Annotated in this window: 18 protein-coding genes, 1 tRNA gene and 1 other annotated feature; of the genes, 7 read left to right on the top strand and 12 right to left on the bottom strand. The window is 30.1% G+C overall.

Annotated features, from left to right (window positions below; genetic code table 11):
* The first annotated feature begins 44 nt into the window (after window positions 1–44).
* The 4 genes from tyrS (at window position 45) to CLHOM_RS04580 (ending at window position 3967) form a co-directional block, all read left to right on the top strand.
* Window positions 45–1265: a tyrosine--tRNA ligase gene (tyrS, locus tag CLHOM_RS04595; RefSeq protein WP_052220513.1), complete on the top strand. Its 1221-nt coding sequence runs from the start codon at window positions 45–47 to the stop codon at window positions 1263–1265.
* A gap of 109 nt (window positions 1266–1374) precedes the next feature.
* Complete coding sequence (locus CLHOM_RS04590) at window positions 1375–2988, top strand: hypothetical protein (protein WP_052220512.1); 1614 nt, start codon at window positions 1375–1377, stop codon at window positions 2986–2988.
* 16 nt (window positions 2989–3004) lie between these two features.
* Entirely contained in the window at window positions 3005–3277 is a 273-nt protein-coding gene (locus tag CLHOM_RS04585; RefSeq protein WP_052220511.1) for an EscU/YscU/HrcU family type III secretion system export apparatus switch protein, read from the top strand.
* Between the two features lie 6 nt (window positions 3278–3283).
* The gene (locus CLHOM_RS04580) at window positions 3284–3967 is read left to right on the top strand and encodes a metallophosphoesterase (protein WP_052220510.1); all 684 of its coding nucleotides are present in this window, start codon (window positions 3284–3286) and stop codon (window positions 3965–3967) included.
* Between the two features lie 80 nt (window positions 3968–4047).
* On the opposite strand, the gene CLHOM_RS04575 is transcribed toward CLHOM_RS04580, so the two are convergent.
* Complete coding sequence (locus CLHOM_RS04575; RefSeq protein WP_052220509.1) at window positions 4048–4917, bottom strand: DUF2225 domain-containing protein; 870 nt, start codon at window positions 4915–4917, stop codon at window positions 4048–4050.
* A gap of 170 nt (window positions 4918–5087) precedes the next feature.
* On the opposite strand from CLHOM_RS04575, the gene yjbM reads away from it, so the two are divergent.
* Window positions 5088–5876 (top strand): GTP diphosphokinase, encoded by a 789-nt coding sequence (gene yjbM / locus CLHOM_RS04570; protein ID WP_052220508.1) that lies wholly within the window; start codon window positions 5088–5090, stop codon window positions 5874–5876.
* Between the two features lie 32 nt (window positions 5877–5908).
* On the opposite strand, the gene leuS is transcribed toward yjbM, so the two are convergent.
* Together leuS and CLHOM_RS04560 are read right to left on the bottom strand one after the other, a co-directional pair.
* Window positions 5909–8347 (bottom strand): leucine--tRNA ligase, encoded by a 2439-nt coding sequence (gene leuS, locus CLHOM_RS04565; protein WP_052220507.1) that lies wholly within the window; start codon window positions 8345–8347, stop codon window positions 5909–5911.
* Window positions 8348–8417: 70 nt separating this feature from the next.
* Window positions 8418–8614, bottom strand: a binding site (T-box leader).
* Window positions 8615–8696: 82 nt separating this feature from the next.
* Window positions 8697–10160 carry an FAD-binding oxidoreductase gene (locus CLHOM_RS04560; RefSeq protein WP_052220506.1) on the bottom strand — a complete coding sequence of 488 codons (1464 nt, stop codon included), beginning with the start codon at window positions 10158–10160 and terminating at the stop codon, window positions 8697–8699.
* Between the two features lie 259 nt (window positions 10161–10419).
* Between CLHOM_RS04560 and rpsA the strand changes: the two genes are divergently transcribed.
* Window positions 10420–11583 carry a 30S ribosomal protein S1 gene (gene rpsA, locus CLHOM_RS04555; protein WP_052220505.1) on the top strand — a complete coding sequence of 388 codons (1164 nt, stop codon included), beginning with the start codon at window positions 10420–10422 and terminating at the stop codon, window positions 11581–11583.
* Window positions 11584–11650: 67 nt separating this feature from the next.
* Here rpsA and CLHOM_RS04550 read toward each other — a convergent pair.
* The 6 genes from CLHOM_RS04550 to CLHOM_RS04525 all read right to left on the bottom strand — a co-directional run bounded on the left by CLHOM_RS04550 (window position 11651) and on the right by CLHOM_RS04525 (window position 15503).
* Window positions 11651–11725, bottom strand: a tRNA-Gln gene (locus CLHOM_RS04550).
* Window positions 11726–11796: 71 nt separating this feature from the next.
* The gene (locus CLHOM_RS04545) at window positions 11797–12312 is read right to left on the bottom strand and encodes a hypothetical protein (RefSeq protein WP_052220504.1); all 516 of its coding nucleotides are present in this window, start codon (window positions 12310–12312) and stop codon (window positions 11797–11799) included.
* 13 nt (window positions 12313–12325) lie between these two features.
* Complete coding sequence (locus CLHOM_RS04540; RefSeq protein WP_052220503.1) at window positions 12326–12910, bottom strand: DnaJ domain-containing protein; 585 nt, start codon at window positions 12908–12910, stop codon at window positions 12326–12328.
* On the bottom strand, window positions 12894–13775 hold the full coding sequence (locus CLHOM_RS04535; protein WP_052220502.1) for a DUF5685 family protein: 882 nt from the start codon (window positions 13773–13775) through the stop codon (window positions 12894–12896). The genes CLHOM_RS04540 and CLHOM_RS04535 overlap by 17 nt, the downstream gene beginning before the upstream one ends.
* Window positions 13775–14323, bottom strand: a complete 549-nt coding sequence (locus CLHOM_RS04530; RefSeq protein ID WP_052220501.1) for a class IV adenylate cyclase — start codon at window positions 14321–14323, stop codon at window positions 13775–13777. Before CLHOM_RS04530 ends, CLHOM_RS04535 begins: the two co-directional genes overlap by 1 nt.
* Window positions 14324–14441: 118 nt before the next feature.
* A complete protein-coding gene (locus tag CLHOM_RS04525; protein WP_052220500.1) occupies window positions 14442–15503 on the bottom strand; it encodes a GerMN domain-containing protein in 1062 nt (353 codons plus the stop codon).
* 113 nt (window positions 15504–15616) lie between these two features.
* Between CLHOM_RS04525 and CLHOM_RS04520 the strand changes: the two genes are divergently transcribed.
* A complete protein-coding gene (locus CLHOM_RS04520) occupies window positions 15617–16654 on the top strand; it encodes a nucleoid-associated protein (RefSeq protein WP_052220499.1) in 1038 nt (345 codons plus the stop codon).
* Window positions 16655–16769: 115 nt separating this feature from the next.
* Here CLHOM_RS04520 and fba read toward each other — a convergent pair whose 3' ends face one another.
* From fba to CLHOM_RS04505, 3 genes are all read right to left on the bottom strand, one after another.
* Complete coding sequence (gene fba, locus CLHOM_RS04515) at window positions 16770–17696, bottom strand: class II fructose-1,6-bisphosphate aldolase (protein WP_052220498.1); 927 nt, start codon at window positions 17694–17696, stop codon at window positions 16770–16772.
* Between the two features lie 229 nt (window positions 17697–17925).
* Window positions 17926–18306 (bottom strand): DUF4363 family protein, encoded by a 381-nt coding sequence (locus CLHOM_RS04510; protein ID WP_052220497.1) that lies wholly within the window; start codon window positions 18304–18306, stop codon window positions 17926–17928.
* Window positions 18307–18308: 2 nt separating this feature from the next.
* Window positions 18309–19007 carry a DUF421 domain-containing protein gene (locus CLHOM_RS04505; protein WP_052220496.1) on the bottom strand — a complete coding sequence of 233 codons (699 nt, stop codon included), beginning with the start codon at window positions 19005–19007 and terminating at the stop codon, window positions 18309–18311.
* Window positions 19008–19142: the final 135 nt, after the last annotated feature.

Raw genomic sequence — 19142 nt, 5'->3', positions numbered from 1 at the left:
TTTACATTAATTGAAGCTAGAATAGAAAAATTGGAGGAATAGAAATGGAAAACGTATTTGATATTTTGAAAGAAAGAGGATATATTAAACAAACTACTCATGAAGAAGAGATAAGAGAACTCTTATGTAAAGAGAAAGTAACTTTTTACATAGGTTTTGACCCTACTGCAGATAGTTTACATGTTGGGCATTTTATAGCTCTTATGTTCATGTCTCATATGCAAAAAGCAGGTCACAGACCAATAGCATTAGTTGGTGGGGGAACTGCTATGATTGGTGACCCAAGTGGAAAGACTGATATGAGAAAAATGCTTACAAAAGAGGAGATTGCTGCAAATGTGGCAAGTATAAAGAAACAGTTTGCTAAATTCATAGATTTTAGCGACGATAAAGCAATACTTGTAGACAACGGAGATTGGCTGCTAAATTTAAATTATGTTGATTTTATAAGAGATATAGGTGTTCATTTTTCAGTTAATAGAATGCTTACAGCAGAGTGTTTTAAACAAAGAATGGAGAAAGGATTGTCTTTCTTAGAATTTAACTATATGGTAATGCAAGGATATGACTTTTTAGAGTTAAACAAGAGATATAATTGTGTTATTCAGCTTGGTGGAGATGATCAGTGGTCTAACATGATAGCTGGAATGGAACTAATAAGAAAAAAAGAAAGAAAAGCAGCATATGCCATGACTTCTACTTTATTAACTAATAGTGAAGGAAAGAAAATGGGCAAAACAGAAAGCGGTGCTTTATGGCTTGACCCTGCTAAGACTTCTCCATATGATTTTTACCAATACTGGAGAAATGTAAATGATGCGGATGTAGAAAAGTGCTTATCTTTACTTACTTTTATACCGATGGATGAAGTAAGAAGACTTGCCTCACTACAAGATGCAGCTATAAACGAAGCAAAGAAAGTTTTAGCCTTTGAAGTTACAAAGCTTGTGCATGGAGAAGAAGAAGCAATGAAGGCTCAAACTGCAGCTGAAGCTTTATTTGGGGGAGGAGCTGATATGAGTAATGTTCCTTCTATTGAAATAACAAAAGAGGATTTGAACACTGGATTGTTAGACATATTATTGAAAGGAAAAGTTATTCCATCTAAAAAAGAAGGCAGAAGATTAATAGAACAAGGTGGAGTTTATTTAAATGACGTTAAAGTTGAAAATCCAAACCTTACGCTAAGTGAAGCAGATCTTAAGGATGGTAGTGCTCTTGTTAAAAAGGGAAAGAAAAATTACTATAAAATTTCTCTACAATAAACTTTAAAGAAAAATGTCGGAATTTCGACATTTTTTTCATTACAGATAAGAAGTAATCATTCGATAATAAAATAATATCTATATAGTTTTGTAAAGAGGTGTGGAATAGGTGGCAGGAATTTGGAATGTAAATAGTGCGTACAATTTAGACTCAAAGCAAGTACAAAAGAAACTTTCATTTGTACTAGGAGATAAATTTTCAGCTAGGATTGTTAATTTAGATAAATTGACAAGTGAAGCAATTTTAAAGCTATTAGATGGATGGCAATTTTCTGCCCAAATAAAACAACCTATTGATTCAGTACCAGAGGGATTAATAAAATTTCAAGTTGATGGATATGAAAATGGCAAGCTTATTATAAAGTTACTTGGCAATACTGAAGAAACAGAAAAAGAGAATATTCTTACAGACACACTAGAGGAACAAGGCCTAAAGGTTAAAAAAGATGATTATGCAATTCTTGAAAGAATGATTAAGCATAGAATGCCTTTAAGTAAGGATAATATTTCAATGATTAAATCTCTCCTAGATTTTCAAGAAAAGATAAGTAAAAATCCTTCAGAGGAAAATGGATTCATTTTTAAATATCTTGAAAATAAGCAGATTTCACCTGATAGCGAAGCAGGTCAAAAAATATTTAATCAACTTAAAGGGTTTTTTAGCCAGTTTAAAAATTTAAGCTTTGATGCATTATTGACTTTAACAGAAAATGAAATATCATTAACTGAAGAGAATATAAAGAGTTTTAATAATATTAATAATAATTCAATGCATATATACAAGGAATTAGAAAGTCTTGAAAGTCAATTATCAAAGGATAAGCTAAGCTATATAAATCTAAAAGATATTGAAAATAATATAAACTATAGTAATGCTTCTAAAGAAACGCCAGCTAAAGAAAGTAAAGAAGCTAATACTACTTTTAAATCTAATGCTTATATACAAGGTTCATATGTGGGTAAAGACTCAGAAATTGATAAAAAGCAAATAATCAAGCAGCTTTTACAAGTAGATGATAAGGATAGTCAAGTTTCTGAAAACAATAAAGATATAACTAATAAATCAACTGATAATTTAAAAAAAGTTGAAATAGAAGCAGAACAAGAGATGCCTAGAAATGTAAACTTAGAAAAGGAAGCTTCAGTAAATAAAATAATTAATAATAAAGTTGAAATTTCTCATAAGATAATTGAGCAAATAAATGATAAAACAAATGAAATGAAAGAAATAATAAAACAGGCTATACAGGAAAGCAACAGTAAAGGAGACTCTTACAGTAAAGTAATTCAAGGTCTTCAAGAAAAGATGAATGATTTTAAAGTATTTAATTCTTTGTCAAACCAATATTATTATTTAGATGTACCTCTTAATATTAATGAAAAGCAATATCCTTGCAAATTAATAATTAAAGATGATAGGAAAAAAGGTAAAAAAATTGATTCAACTAATGTAAAATTTGTTGCTTCTGTAAAAACTGTAAATATGGGAGTAGTAGATGCTTATATAAAAGTAAGTAATTCTAATCTGAGTTTAGATATAAAATCTGAAGAACAATGGGTTAAGGTAATTGAGCTAGGCAAAGAAAAGATAGAAAAAAAACTAAAGGAGCTTGGATTTATTACTTATGTAAGAGTAGATAAAAAAGAGAAGCAGGCTGACCTGGTTCAATGCAGAGACTTTTTTGAAGATATAGAGTTTACAAGAATTAATCTTATGGTATAAAATAAGGGAGAGTATAATGGCCACACAGGATAGAAAAAAGGCAGCAGCATTAAAATATGAATTAAATTATGATGCACCTATTGTAACAGCTGCAGGAGTTGGATATTTAGCAGATAAAATTATTGAAGAAGCAGAGAAAAATAGCGTTCCTGTTGTTCAAAATAAGGAATTAGCTGATTTACTTATGAACGTTGATGTGGGAAGCAATATACCTGAAGAACTATATAATGCAGTAGCGGAAGTAATAGCTTATATAATGGATATAGATAGATTAGCAGATAGAAGGTGACATAGTATGGCTTTATATGCAATATCGGATTTGCATTTATCTTTTGATGCTGAAAAGCCTATGGATGTTTTTGGAGAACATTGGCTTAATCATGATGAGAGAATAAAAGAAAATTGGATTACTAAAATTTCAAATAAAGACACGATTTTAATTGCAGGAGATATATCCTGGTCAATGAAAATGGAACAAGGAAAGGTTGATTTAGAATGGATACATAGATTACCTGGCAGAAAAATAATTTCTAAAGGAAACCATGATTATTGGTGGAATAGTATAAATAAGCTTAATAATCTTTATGATGATATGAATTTTATTCAAAATAACTTTTTCACTTACGAAGATTATGCTGTATGTGGAACAAGAGGCTGGAATCCTCCAGGAGAAAAATATACTAAGCATGATGAAAAGATTTATAATAGAGAAAAGATAAGACTTAGATTATCTCTTGATAAAGCTAAAAATGAAGGATATGAAAAAATCATAGTTATGCTGCATTATCCGCCTGTAAATGAAAAATTTGAAGAATCAGATTTTACAAAAATTCTTGAAGAGTATAAAGTTGAAAAGGTTATTTACGGACATCTTCATGGGCCTTCTTTAAGAAATGTTTTTGAAGGTATGTATAATGAGATAGAGTATATTATGACCTCATGTGATTATATAAATTTTGATCCTGTTAAGATACTATAAAAAGAGCTAGAATATAAACTCTAATTCAGGCTGTTGATAAACATATTTTGTCAACAGCCTTTTTATCAAAATACCTTAGATTATTTAGTGAAAAGAGATGATAAGAAGCCTTTCTTTTTACTTGAAGTTGTATAGCTTTCAGAAGAATCCTTATTTTCATCAGATTTTACGCACTTTATCAGATCCTTTTGATCTCTAGCTAATTCCTTAAGCCTTTTATTTACACTAGGAGTAGTTATTACCTTACTAAACCAAAGCATAGCTTCTTCACCATTTCCAATACGTCTATTTAATTCTCCAATTAAATACATAGTAGTAAACCTGTCCATTCCGTATATTGGGAAATCCTCATTAAAGTATGCATCATTAAACCCTTTTAGAGATTGATTAAGATATTCAAGCTCCATTTTTGAATCACCTTCTAATCTATTCATCCAAGCAAGTTTCAGGCAATTCATGGCTTTTTTGCTAGCAGGAGCATCCATATAAACGTAATTTAACAATGAGAGTTTATATCTTTCGATAGAAATAGCAAGATCGTAAGGTTCAGTATAGGTTCGCCCTCTCCATCTAGAAGTAATGTTTTGTTTTACTAAGTCTTTTTGAAAGCTTTTTATTTTTTCAAAATCTGCTTTCATTGCTGCATATCCACAGCTGTTACATAACCAAACATCATAGAAATATGGATTTACTAATTCGTATCTAATGAAAAAATCACTATCTTTACCCTTCATTCTATAAGAAGAAGTCTTTATTGCCTTAACTGTAAAGGACGCACCACAAACAGGACAAGTTAGCTTCTTGTCATATAAATGAGATAAATCTTTTAGAGAATTTTCATTGAAGTCATTTTCCGGTTCATTTTCTTTTTTATCTTTTTCTCCGTACAAGTTTAGACCATCTACGTTTTCAAAGCCTAAATCATCTAAGCCAGAAAAAATATCCTTCATTTTTACCACCACCTAGTAATCATTAAAAGTTAACTTAAATAAATTATAGCAAAATATTGTACAAAAAACATAGATTTTCTTAAAATAATAATATATATATGTAATAGTTACAAATTATAATATATAATATTTTTAGAAAAATATTTAAGCTAATGTAGAAGGTGAATTATATGGCAGTAGGAGAATGGAAGAAATTTCTTATACCTTATGAACAAGCAGTAGAAGAATTAAAGATTAAATTTAAAAGTATTAGAAGGGAATACAGAAGGAAAAATGAAAATTCCCCTATTGAATTTGTTACAGGCAGAGTTAAGGAATTATCTAGCATATTAGAAAAATCAAATAAATTTAATATACCTCTTGAGAGAATAGAATACGAACTTGAAGATATAGCTGGTATTAGAGTGATGTGCCAATTTGTAGATGATATATACAGAGTAGTTGATTTAATAAGAAACAGAAAAGATATGCAGATAATGTATGAAAAAGACTACATAACAGATGTAAAAGTTAGCGGATACAGAAGCTATCATATAATAGTTAAATATCCAGTTAATATGGCAGATGGAGTAAAGGAAATTTTAGCAGAGTTTCAAATAAGAACTCTGGCAATGAACTTCTGGGCTACTGTAGAGCATTCTCTAAATTACAAATACAAGCATAAGATACCAGAAGAGATTAAAGAAAAACTGAAAAGCGCAGCAGATGCCGCTTTTAAGCTGGATCAGGATATGCTTGAAATAAAAGATGAAATCATGGATGCTCAAAAATTATTTGAAGTGAAATCTAGCTTAGTTTCAGATATAACAAATAATATCTTTACTTTATTATCTCTAGGAAGAACTAATGAAGCAGATAATTATCGTTCCCAATTAAATAAGGTTATTTCGGAAGGCGAAGACATAGAACTTAGCAAGCTGTTAGAAGCAACTGAAAAAAGTATTGGAATGCACAAATAAAAAATGCGACCTGAGCTTAGGTCGCATTTTTTCTATTTAGCTACTATATTTACAAGTCTTCCTTTTACAACAATTACTTTTAATATACTCTTACCTTCAAGGAAAGAAATAATAGTTTCATTATTAATAGCTGCTTCTTTAATTTCATCTTCAGAATAATTTGTAGGTACATTCATTCTAGCTCTTATTTTCCCACTTATTTGTATTGCAATTTCCACTTCATCTTTAATTAATGCATTAGGATCAAAAGTAGGCCATGAAGTACTAAATACAGAATAAGTTTCACCCAGTTGCTCCCATTGATCTTCAGCAAAATGAGGTGCAAATGGAGCTAATAGCTTAATGTAATCAACTAAAGCTTCTTTAAGGAAAGCTGCATTCTTGTTTTCTTCATTAAGATATTTAGATAGAGCATTTGTATATTCCATCATTCTTGCAATTGCAGTATTAAATTGGAACTTTTCTGTGTCTTCTGTTACATGTTGAATTGCATAATGTCTAGCATAATTTAACTCTTTTTCAGCTTTTTCAAGGGTAGTCTTTGAGTTATTATTGTTAGAAAGTTCATCTCTTGCTTCTTCAAGGATTCTTTCAACTCTATCTACAAACCTTCCGATAGATTTAATTCCATCATCAGACCAAGCTCCTCCTTCAGAGTATGCAAAACCAAACATTAAATACATTCTAAATACATCAGCACCAAATTCTTTAATATAATCATCTGGAGAAATAGTATTTCCCTTTGATTTACTCATTTTAAGTCCATCTGGTCCTAGGATTAAGCCTTGGTGAGTTAGAGATTTAAAAGGTTCATCAAAGTTTAAATATCCCATATCTCTCAATGCTTTTGTTATAAATCTTGCATATAGAAGATGCATACATGCATGTTCTGGTCCGCCAACGTACTTATCTACTGGCAGCAATTTATTTACTTTGTCGCTGTCAAAGGCAATCTCAGAATTGTTATTGTCAACATATCTTAAATAGTACCAAGAAGAACATACAAAGGTATCTAAGGTATCACTTTCACGTGTTGCATGATTTCCACATTTAGGGCAGGTAGTATTTAAGAAATCAGCATTTTTAGATAATGGAGATTTACCATCAGGGGTAAACTCTATATCATATGGAAGTTCAACAGGTAACTGACTTTCAGGAACAGGAACAATTCCACACTTATCACAATATACTACTGGAATAGGAGCTCCCCAATATCTTTGTCTTGAAACTAACCAGTCTCTTAATCTATAATTCACTTTCCAGCGGCCAAGGTTTTTCTCTTGAAGCTTTTTAACTATAGCTTCCTTTGCCTTATCTCCTATTAAATCGTTGAACTCATTACTATTAACAAGCTTACCATAATCACAGTATGGAAGTGAGTCTCCTCCTTCAATAACTCTAATTATTGGCAGATTGTACTTTGTTGCAAAAGCAAAGTCTCTATCATCGTGGCCAGGAACAGCCATAACGCAGCCTGTTCCGTAAGTTGCTAGAACATAATCTGCAACCCAAATAGGAACTCTTTCTGAAGTTATAGGATTTATTGCATAGGAGCCAGTAAATACTCCAGTTTTCTCTCTTGTTAAGGATTGTCTTTCAATATCTGATTGTTTTTGAGCTTGAAGCTTATATTCTTCAACAGAATTTTTATATTCTGGTTGAGTAACACTGTCTACATACACACTTTCAGGAGCAAGGACTACATAAGTTACTCCATTAAGCGTATCTACTCTTGTAGTGAAAACATCAAATTTTATATCAGAATTTTCTACACTGAAGGTTACTTCAGCTCCTTTTGATTTTCCAATCCAATGCTTTTGCATTGCTTTTGTCTTTTCTGGCCAATCAAGTTCATCTAACTTTTCAATAAGCTCATCAGCATAATCAGTTATTTTAAAGAACCATTGAGTAAGTTCCTTCTTTTGAACCTCAGAATCACATCTTTCACAATGACCCTCAAGAACTTGTTCATTTGCTAATACTGTATTACAGCTAGGGCACCAATTAACAGGAGCATTTTTTCGATAGGCAAGACCCTTTTCAAATAATTTTAAGAACACCCATTGAGTCCATTTATAATAATCAGGATTGCATGTAATTACTTCATGATCCCAATTAAACATAGCTCCCATAGCTTTTAATTGATCTTCCATGGTTTCAATATTTTTCATTGTAGAGTCTTTAGGATGAATGCCTGTTTTTATTGCGTAGTTTTCTGCAGGAAGACCAAAAGCATCAAAACCCATAGGTTGGAATACATTATATCCTTGCATTTTCTTAAATCTTGCCCAAGAATCAGTAGGACCGTAATTGAACCAATGACCAGCATGAAGCTTTGCACCAGAAGGATAAGAAAACATTTCTAAAGCATATAATTTTTTACCTGGAGCATTTTCATCAAAATTGTGTAGCCCAGTGGCTTCCCATTTATCTTGCCACTTTTTATCTACGTATGTTCCATAGTTTCCCATTTAAAATAGACCTCCTCACAGTTGTTTAAGTTAATATTAAATAAAACAAAAAATCTTTCGTCTCTAAATTGTAAGAGACGAAAGATACTATTCCGCGGTACCACTCTTATTAAGCATAAAGCTTCACTCAAAATATAACGGATTACCCGTATCTGGTTTGCCAGATAAGCTCAAAGGCAAGTTCATAGTCTTCTATTACTATCTCACAGCAAACGATAGCTCTCTTTAAATAGAGTGAACATTACTACTCCTTCTCAACGCATTACAGTATTTAACTCTTTAATTTTTAATTATAGTTAAAAGACTTTTGCCTGTCAAGTAGGTATTAATAGAATAGCTTTAGTTACTATTAAGCAGTTTCTACAAAAATATTTTTATCATCTATATTTTTTTCTTTTAGTAATTTTTTCGCAGCATTAATCATAGGTTTTGGGCCACACATATATACTTTAGAATCACTAAGGTTTAAATTTTTAATTATATCTGTAACAAAACCTTTATTACCTTTATAATTTTTATCAAAGGCAGCAACTTTTGTAAATTCAAATTTATCATTAGAATTGCTTAAAGCTGTGAATTCATTATCATACAAAAATTCATTTTCATAGTTTGCTCCATAAACTAATGAGACTTTTTCAATAGAATTTGAAGAGCTTAGTATATCTTTAACTATTGGAAGGAAAGGTGTAATTCCGATTCCTCCTCCAACTAAAAGAATATTCTTAGCAGTCTTATCTACAACTAGCTCATGGCCCATTGGACCTTCTAGAGTAACACTATCTCCTACCTTTAGGTTCTGAGACATTATTTCTGTACCGTAGCCATCTTTTACATTTTTTACAGTAACACTTAGGATTGTATCGTCTTCGTTATATGAGGATATTGAATATGCACGGTTCATGTGAGGTTCTTCCAATATATTTACTAAAATAAATTGTCCTGCCTTATAATTTACTTTTTCAGGCTTTATAAATTTGAAAGTATACTCTGTAACATCATCTTTTAATTTTTGAATTTTTATAATTTTAGATTCAATCTTTTGTCTATTCTCAAATCCAGTAATATTAATACTGTTTTTTATTTCTAAGGAAGTCTTCTCGTCTTTTAGTGACAATATGCCAGCAGGACAGTTGACTACGCAAGTAGAGCACCTAATACATTTTTCTTCGTCAAACTGATTTTTGTCTGAAAATGCCAAGTATGGTTTAAGCTGCATTGGACAAACTCTTGAGCATTTACCACAACTATGGCACATATCTTGACTTGCTATAGTTATTTTTTTATCTGTTTTTTTAGCAACTCCTAACAATTTTCCAAGTTTATAAGAGAGAATTTGCATCATGCCCATTGGACAAAATCTGCACCAAGTACGTGGAGTAATAAATAATGCAAGTGGAACTCCTATTATTAAAACCATAAGATAGCTAGTAACAAATATTAATCCAACTTTATTATAAAAGCTTGCTGTACCAAATAAGCCAAAAGCTTTTATAAGTTTACTTATTATTCTATAAGCAAACCATGAAAAAAAGGCAATTGCCAATAACTTTGACTTAAAAAACCACGGAATATTTTTATTTCTAGTAAATTTTAATATAACAGTATCATATAAACTTCCGTGAGGGCAAAAATTACCACACCAAAACCTTCCTCTAAAAAATGCTGTTGCTGATAAGGACAAAATAATCGGAATAACTAGGAGACCTAATCTTGGATACCACAAACCTCCTATAGCTACTACAATGGTAAAAATCCATGCCCACTTTCTTACAAATGTAAATGTTCTGTTTGCCTTAATATTGAATGCTGCCATTTAAAATCCTCCTGTGAATACAATTTTTATTTTACCCCCAGGGGGTATATAAAGATTATATTTGGGCAACACTCTTCTGTCAAAGCTATTATAGACGATTATATTAAAATACATTTAAGTATCATACCTATATGGGGTATATTTGAAGATTTTCTTCTCCTTTTGTTAATGAAAAATTACCTGAACCAATAAGATTCTGGTATACTATAGTAGAAATAATTTTCAGGCTAATAATATTTTAAGATGAGGAGATGTTTTTATGACCATGGAAAATATGGATTCAATTTCAATGAAGGATATGATGAATGAAATAGAGAAATCGATGAAGCCAATTTATAGTGGAGATATAATAGAAGGAAAAGTTATTTCTGTATCAGATAATGAGGTGTTGGTTAATATTGGATATATTTCAGATGGAATAATAAAAAAAGAAGAAATAACAGATGAAGAAATAAGTTTAAAAGAAATTTTAAAACCAGATGATGAAATCAATGTTTATGTAATGAAAGTTAATGACGGAGAAGGAAATGTAGTTCTGTCTAAAAAGAAAGCTGATTCATTAAAGGTTTGGGAGGAACTTCAAGATAAATTTGAAAAGGCAGAAACTATTGAAGTTAAGATAAAAGAAGTGATTAAAGGAGGCTTAGTAGCATACATAGGAGATACAAGAGCTTTCATTCCTGCATCGCAAGCGTCTAATTCCTTTGTAAAGGATCTAAATGAATTTGTAGGCAAGAGCCTAATAGTTAAGATAATAGAATTTGATCCTGAAAAGAAGAGAGTAGTTTTATCAGGTAAGGAAGTTGAAAAAGAAGCTGCTGAAGCTGAAAAAGCAAAATTTTGGAGTAAAATAAAAAAAGGAGATAAGGTTTCTGGTACTGTAAAAAGACTTGCTAAATTTGGTGCCTTCGTAGATATAGGAGGGGTTGATGGCTTAATACATAATTCTGACCTATCTTGGGGTAGGGTTAACCATCCTTCAGAAGTAGTTAAAGAAGGGGATAAGGTAGAAGTATTTGTACTAGATTTAAATAAAGAAACAGGCAAAATAGCTTTAGGGTTAAAGGATGTAGAGAAAGATCCTTGGAATGAAATAGATAATAATTTTAAGATAAATGATATAGTTAAAGGCAAAGTAGTAAGACTTACAGACTTTGGCGCTTTTGTAGAAATTGAGAAAGGAATTGAAGGACTAGTACACATTAGTCAAATAACTGAAGAGAACATAGCAAAGCCTTCTCAAGCGCTAAATATAGGCGATGAAGTGAAGGTTAAAATACTGGAGTTAAATAAAGAAGGAAAGAAGATAGCTTTAAGTATTAAGGAAGCTGATACCAGTGTACAAGAAGAATTAGCTAAGTATAATCAAGAGGATGAAGGGAACTTCCTTTTCGCAGATTTATTAAAGAATATGAAATTCTAAGTTGGAAGAGAATAATAACTGAAAAAAGGTATATCATGCGAAAATGCATGATATACCTTTTTAAAATTGGCTACCCAAGCAGGATTCGAACCTGCGAATCCCTGAGTCAGAGTCAGGTGCCTTACCGCTTGGCGATTGGGCATTATTCTTTGTATTGACAAGAATTAATTATAATCACTTTATGACTACAAGTCAAGTAGAATAAAAGAGCTATCATAAAAATTTTTTTAAAAGTTTATCATTAAAGTATGATACAAATAAGGTAAGTATATAATCATAAATTATAAAAATAATTTGAGCAGCAGCTATTAATAAATAAATAGAAAATTTTAAATTGGATAGATCAATTACTCCTATAAATAGTTTTTCATATAAGCTGTATATCAATACAAGTATTATATTGAAAAATAAAAATTTAATAATAATTTCTAAAGGAAGCTTTCGCAGTTTTTCTATAAATAATTTAAGAAAGCCATATAAACCAAAAAACATAACATAGGTTAAGGCTATTCCTTTAGAAGAAACTAAAAAAATACTTAAGATACTTACAGAAACATACATAATAAAGCTTGCTTTTATGCCTATGGTTATAATTGAAGCAACAATTATAAAGCTAGATAAAGTTAATAGAGCTAGTTTATTAGTAGGTAGTATAGAACTTAAATAAATAAATAAAATGCTCAAAGCAGCAAAGGTACCGCCTCTTGTAATAGAACTAGTTTTATTCATAAAACCATCTCCTTTAGCAGCAGGAAATTATATCTCCACCACAGCACTCACACATACTATCTAAGCACCATAACTTAAGGCATATATCACAGAATTCGCCATTATTTCTGTTACTTCCGTAGTAAGCTTGCCTGTAAGATCTATTCTTATTATTAAGAGAATTTAATGTATTTGAATACTCTCTATTGAAAGGGTCAAGCCTGCAGGCAGTATTGATGTAATTAAAAGCTGCATCGTACCATCCTTTATTCATATTAATAATGCCCATTAAATAATTCCACTCAGCATTTCTATTAGAAACATTATTTAGCTGTTGTTCAGCATAAGAAAAGTTTCCACGATTTATGTTCATTCTTATGCTATTAAAATCTAAATCAGAAGAAGAGCTATAACTATGATTGCTATATTCATTAGAATTTTTAGTTAGCTGTTCATAGGCTTCATTTAACTCTCGCATTTTGTCTTCAGCTAAATCTTTTAAAGGATTGTCTCCATATTGGTCTGGGTGATATTTACGTGCAAGGTTCCTATATGCTTGCTTTATTTCTTCTTGGGATGCTCCTTCTTTTAATTCAAGAATCTCATAAGGATTTCTCATTTTCACATACACTCCTTTTAAATACTAAATTCATTTTTTGTACTAGACCATAATGTAATATATTATCTAAAATATCGTGATTTTTTTTGATAGGAAGCTTTAAGTAGTATTCATAACATTCTCTTGCACAGCTGGCCAATGTAAAGTCAATTCTTTCTTCAATTGTATTTTTAAACTGTGAATAATCTAAATTTTCATGATTTAAAGCTGAATTTATTGGATTAAATTTCTTTTTTAAAAGATCTTTTTCTAAGTCGTCATAAGCATCTATTATATAAATCCATTTTCCAAGGTTATAGCCTAACCAATACAAATCAAGCTTGTAACCATTATTATCAACAAAAGCTGATAAAATAAATCCAGTTAAATCTGCAAAAGGATGAGATAAAACATCTAAATTTTCCTTAGTAGCAGCCTTTTCAAGAATGGAAAGCTCTCTAAGTTTATTTTCTATATATTGACGAATATATATTTTATCTTGTGAAAGTCCTTTTAAATATATATTTAAAAACTGAGATAATATTTTAGATTTTATAGAAATATCATCATGAAAATCATCTAATAATTTATAGTAAGTTAAGCATACATTACAAAAGGCTGCATAATCTAATGCAGAACTGTTTATTATAATTACCCTTTTTTTAAAAGGATGAGCTATACAACTGTTTTTTATATATATGTTTTTTTTGTCTTCCAAAGAATCAAGCAAAACCCCTAAAAAAGCCATGTCATAATTAAGTGAAAATCTAGGCAAATTACCAAAGGAATTTTTAATAGAGACACATAATCCACAATAATAAGCTTTAAACTTTTCAAAATCTTTTATTTTTAGTTCCATTTTATATGGAGATACATATCCAAACATTATAAACTCTCAAAGGCCTTTTTCTTTTCTATCAACTCAAAAATTGTAGAAGAAGTAGTATCTTCAAGTGTATAGCCTAAGATAGATACAACTTCCAGCAGCTCTTCTTCGGAAGGAGCTTCAATTTCTATATAGGGAAAAGGGCAAAAGCTTTTATCGTTTATATCAATTTCTATTAGAGAATTTTTGTATTTATAACTTTCTCTATATTTTTTTATTGATTGAAGCAAACTTAAACCTAAGGATTTCAATATATTTTCTCCTTCTACAGGGTCATCGATAGCTATTTCATTTTCACTCATTATTTTATATTTATCTTGACTAAGTAGCTTTTTAGTAGTCATATAATAATTCATTTTATTATTAATTTGATCTTCCACTATTCTTATTCTGGCATAACCTTTTTCTGATAACAGCCTTTTGTCGCTAAAATCATAAATGTTATTTATTTGGTTTTCCTGCTTTACTTTATCTGCTCCAATATTCAAGAGCTTCTTCCTCATTTCATCTACATTTATATCAATTATTCTAGTCTCTATCTCCTTCAATTAGCTTCACCTCTTGTAAAAGAACTTATAGGAAATTATATCATATTAACATTGCAAATTAAAGGAGAAATAAAGAAACCCAATAATACAGAAATATCTATATTTATGGGTAAAAATATTACTTTGCCTCTTCTGCTCCAGAAGTATCTACTGTAAAGGCTTCTCCCTTATCTAAGGCTATATGTCCAGAACTGTAGGGAGAATTATTTACTGTTATATAAACCTTATCTGTATTGTAATAGGTGCCTAAAGTATTAGTTATACTATTAATTATTGAAAGCTCCATGGAGCTGCCAGTATTCATTTCTTCCAACAGTTCTTTTGAAAAATCTGCATAAACCTTTTTTTCAGCTGTATTTAAGTACAATTTATTTAGTTTTGTATTTTTACTTATAAGAGGGCTTAGATTTTCTTTAGGTGGTGTTTTGAAATATTTTTCAAAGGTATCTTTAATTTCTTCATTTGTCCTTAAATTAGCATTTACATTAGTAAAGACTTCCTTGATGTCGTTAGTCATAATTCTAGGAAAAAATAATTTAATGTTTTCAGTGAGGAAAGCATTTGTATCAATCTTTTCAAGTGAACTAGATACTTCTGAATTGTTTGAAGTAAATATTGATTTAATAAGACCAACATTCAGTGCATAATAATCCTTAATTTTGTAATCAGATCCCTCAGTAGTTATCTCTAAAGCATTAAAATCTCCATAAGGAGTTGAAACTTTAGATGAGGTATTAGTAATGCTTCGCTTTATTCCTTTGGAGATCTCCCAGGTTGTTCCTGCAGTTAAAGGTTCTTTCAATATTATTTCTCTTTCTGATGTTTTATTTGCAAGGTCAGTCATATCATCCTTGTAATAGAATTCTCCTCTTGAGGTTATTAAGGAGAGTTCTCCATTTTTATTTTGGAGGACTTTTATTGAAGTGGTTCCGGGATTAATTATTCTAACTTGTGCAACATCTCCTTTTATGAAATCAAATAAAATATCTTGTGAAGCATATTCATTTCCTTTACCTATATAACTCATTTTTATATTTTCCTTGAAGGGATAGTAATCACTTATTTTATAATTTTTAACTTCCGTGGAAGGGATATTATTTTGACTTGGAGTTTTTGTAGAATTGCAGGAAGTAAAAATTGAAATAAAAGGTATAAAAATTAACAGCATCAATTTCTTCATATAATTAACCTCCGTAATTATTATAGTTCTAATATTATTATTAACTTAACCAGTAAATTATATATGTGCTATAATAACTTGGGATTAATATTTTTGTTACTGGAGGAATTTAGATGGAATATATAAATGATATAACAATTAATGAAGCTGTTATACATATCTTAGATAACAATTCTGATGAGCCTATTTTAAATGAATATACATTAGATTTAAATGAAGAGATATATAAATTTTTATATAAGCATATTCAAAAGAATCTTGCAGATGAGGAATTAAAATATGCATTGTTTAATAAAGAAAGAAATATAGTAAAGGATTTATCACAAGAATTTTTAAATGGGGAGAATAACTTTCTAGAAATTTCTAAAGAGCTTGCAAGACAACTTTTTATACTAATGAGATCAAAAGGAAATATACCTTCCTGTGATTTAGTTCTTGCTTCAATATCTACGGAATACGGTCCATTACTTGGAATAATCAAAATGGATTACACAAAAAATTATGTTCATACTATAGAATTTATTGAAAACAAAATTGGAATAAATATAGTTCCGCAATTTACTGGACTTCCTACCAGTGGTCAAAGAATTCAAAAGTGTGCTTTTATAAAGCCTATTAGAGAAGAAAATACCTTTGATTTAATGGTAATAGATAAAGTGAATAAAGGAAGCAATAATGAGGAGTATGGTTCTAATTACTTTATAGCAAGTTATTTAGGATGTACTGTTTTTGATAATGAGAGGGATATGACAAAGAACTTTATAAATTCTGCAGAAAAGTGGACTAGAGTAAATTTAAAGGAGAATGCCGAAGCCCAAGAGAATGTAAGAAGTACATTAAAGAAAAAATTAAGAGAAGAAGAAGAAATAGATGTTAAGGAAGTTGCAGAGGAATTGTTCAAAAATCAAAATGATGCAAAGGAAAACTTCGTAAATTATCTTGTAGAACAGGGGGGCAGTGAAAAGATTTCCGTTGATAAAGAGTGGATAGAAAAGAAGTTCAATAGGGTAAGATTAAAGATTGACAAGGATATTGATCTATATATAAATAACGAAACATATCATGATAACAGCAAGTTTGAAATAATAAGAAATGGTGATGGTACCATTAATATGGTTATAAAACACGTTTCTAATTATGTTGAAAAATAATAATTTTACCCCATAAAATTATTAGGTACTAGTTGCTAGGAGCTAGGTACTAGGTAATGATGTTTTGCTAATGAAAAACTACAACTCCTAGTACCCAGTACCTAGAACCTATTTTTTATAGCTTATCGTTAGATCCTAGTACATCTACAATTTTTCTTTTAACTAGGTTTCTTATTAAATCTCTTCCAACACCTAGGTATTTTCTTGGGTCAAATTCTGCTGGCTTTTCACCAAATACTTTTCTTATTCCAGCAGTCATAGCAAGTCTTAAGTCTGTATCCATGTTTATTTTACAAACTGCCATTGAAGATGCCCTGCGAAGCATTTCTTCAGGAACTCCTTTAGCTTTAGAAGGTATTTTACCACCATTGTTGTTACAAGTAGCAACTAGCTCTTGATCAACAGAAGATGCACCATGAAGAACAATAGGGAATCCAGGCAATTTATTTTGAATATCTTCTAATATATCAAATCTTAATTTAGCTTCTCCTTCAAATTTGAAAGCACCATGACTTGTTCCTATAGCTATTGCTAGAGAATCGCATCCTGTTCTTTTAACGAAGTCAACAGCTTGATCTGGATCAGTATATATATGAACATCGCTCTTTACATCGTCTTCAACTCCAGCTAAAACTCCGAGTTCAGCTTCTACAACTACCCCATGTGCATGGGCATAATCAACTATTTCCTTTGTTTTAGCTACATTTTCTTCATAATCAAAATGAGAGCCATCAAACATTACAGAAGTAAAGCCGCTTTCAACACATAATTTAATAGTATCTAAATCTGGACCGTGGTCTAGGTGAAGAGCAACATCTACTCCAGTGTCAGCTACAGCAGCGTCAACCATTGCTTTTAAGTACTTAGGACCAGCATATGTTAATGCACCCTTTGAAACTTGAATTATAACAGGAGACTTTAGTTCTTTGGCAGCTTCTATTACGCCTTGAAGAATCTCCATATTATTGATATTAAAAGCTCCAATAGCATAATGCCCATTATAAGCTTTTTCAAACATTTCCTTAGTTGTTACTAATGCCATTTTAATTCCACCTTTCAAAAATAATATACTTTTTCATATACATCGTAAAAGTGATTTGTCTTTATATATTATAACTTAATATAGGTATATTTACTATACATAAGAAAAATGCGGTGCATTTTTCTTATGTAACCAGTAACCAGTTGCCAGTAGAATTAATAAAACTGGTTACTGGGAATTGGTTACTGGTCACTAAGAATTTTACGTCGTAAAATTCTTATATCTTGAATCAAAAAATATTTGAAATTGTAACTTTCTCCATTTCTAAAAGTACTTTAAGTAAAAATTTTATATCGTGAATTATAGCGAGGGCATCTGATTTGTCCTGGTATTTTATATATTGAGTTAATTTTAAAATTTCGTTGTTTATTGCATCAATGTGGAAATGATTAATGAATATAGATATTTTTTTTGAATCCTTTTCCCAACCATTTAAAAAGTCTGTAGAAATATCATAAGCCTTATCCCAAGAATCTTGAATAACTAGAGTTTCAAGCTGATTTGCTTTTTCAGAATAGTAATTGGTTTTGCTAATAAGGAAATTGATTGAAAATACTATAGTTATAATTAAAATAATAAATATCAAAAATGAAATTACTAAATTTCTCATAATCAATTTCTCCTATTATTATTTTTATTCTTATTGTTCAATTGATAAAAGAATTTTCCTCTAGAATCTATCTGAGCAAGAAAAACTTTTTCTATAGAATCTATTTCATTTTTAGATAGCTGAGAATTTAACCAACTAATATCTTTATTTATAGCTTTTAAATTTTCTTTATTTATTTTACCATCCAACACTAAAGTAATAGGTAAGATTTCTTGAGTATAGGGTATTTTTAAATCTTCTTTAGTTACTGGAGCTACAGATGCCTTTGGCATTATAGATAATTGACCGCTAGTTTCAAGTATGGCATATTCTATATCTGAAATATTATAATAGCCTTCTAATCTCAGTTCTTCGATTAAATCATTAAAGCACAATCTTTGGTTTCTTAATTCATTAATATCAATTTTCCCATGCTCAATAAGTATACTTGGGGTACCAGTTATAAGTGATCCAGCTTTTTCGCTTTTTAACTCAAGAAAAGTTATTATACTCTGAAGAATAAGAAGAGTTACTATTGGAATTACTCCATGAATAATAGGAATTCTAAGGTCTTGCATGGGAAGAGAAGCCAGTTCAGATATCATAATGGCAATTACCAGTTCAAAAGGTTCAAGCTGACCAATTTGCCTTTTACCCATGAGTCGCATAATAAACACTACAATAATGTATAATATGATTGTTCTAATCATTACAATGAACATATACTTATCCTATCTCCTTTCAATTAGTTAGTATTATCAGAAATTGAAAAAATATAAGTGTATTAAAAGTAAATACAATTTAAAATTTTGTGACTAAATTTAATCTAAGAAATTATTATATTATATATGCTTTTA

The organism is Clostridium homopropionicum DSM 5847 (assembly GCF_001263795.1).
Classification (GTDB): Bacteria; Bacillota; Clostridia; order Clostridiales; family Clostridiaceae; genus Clostridium_H; species Clostridium_H homopropionicum.
Note: the sequence above shows the minus strand (reverse complement) of the source record. Positions and strands in the feature narration are given on the sequence as shown.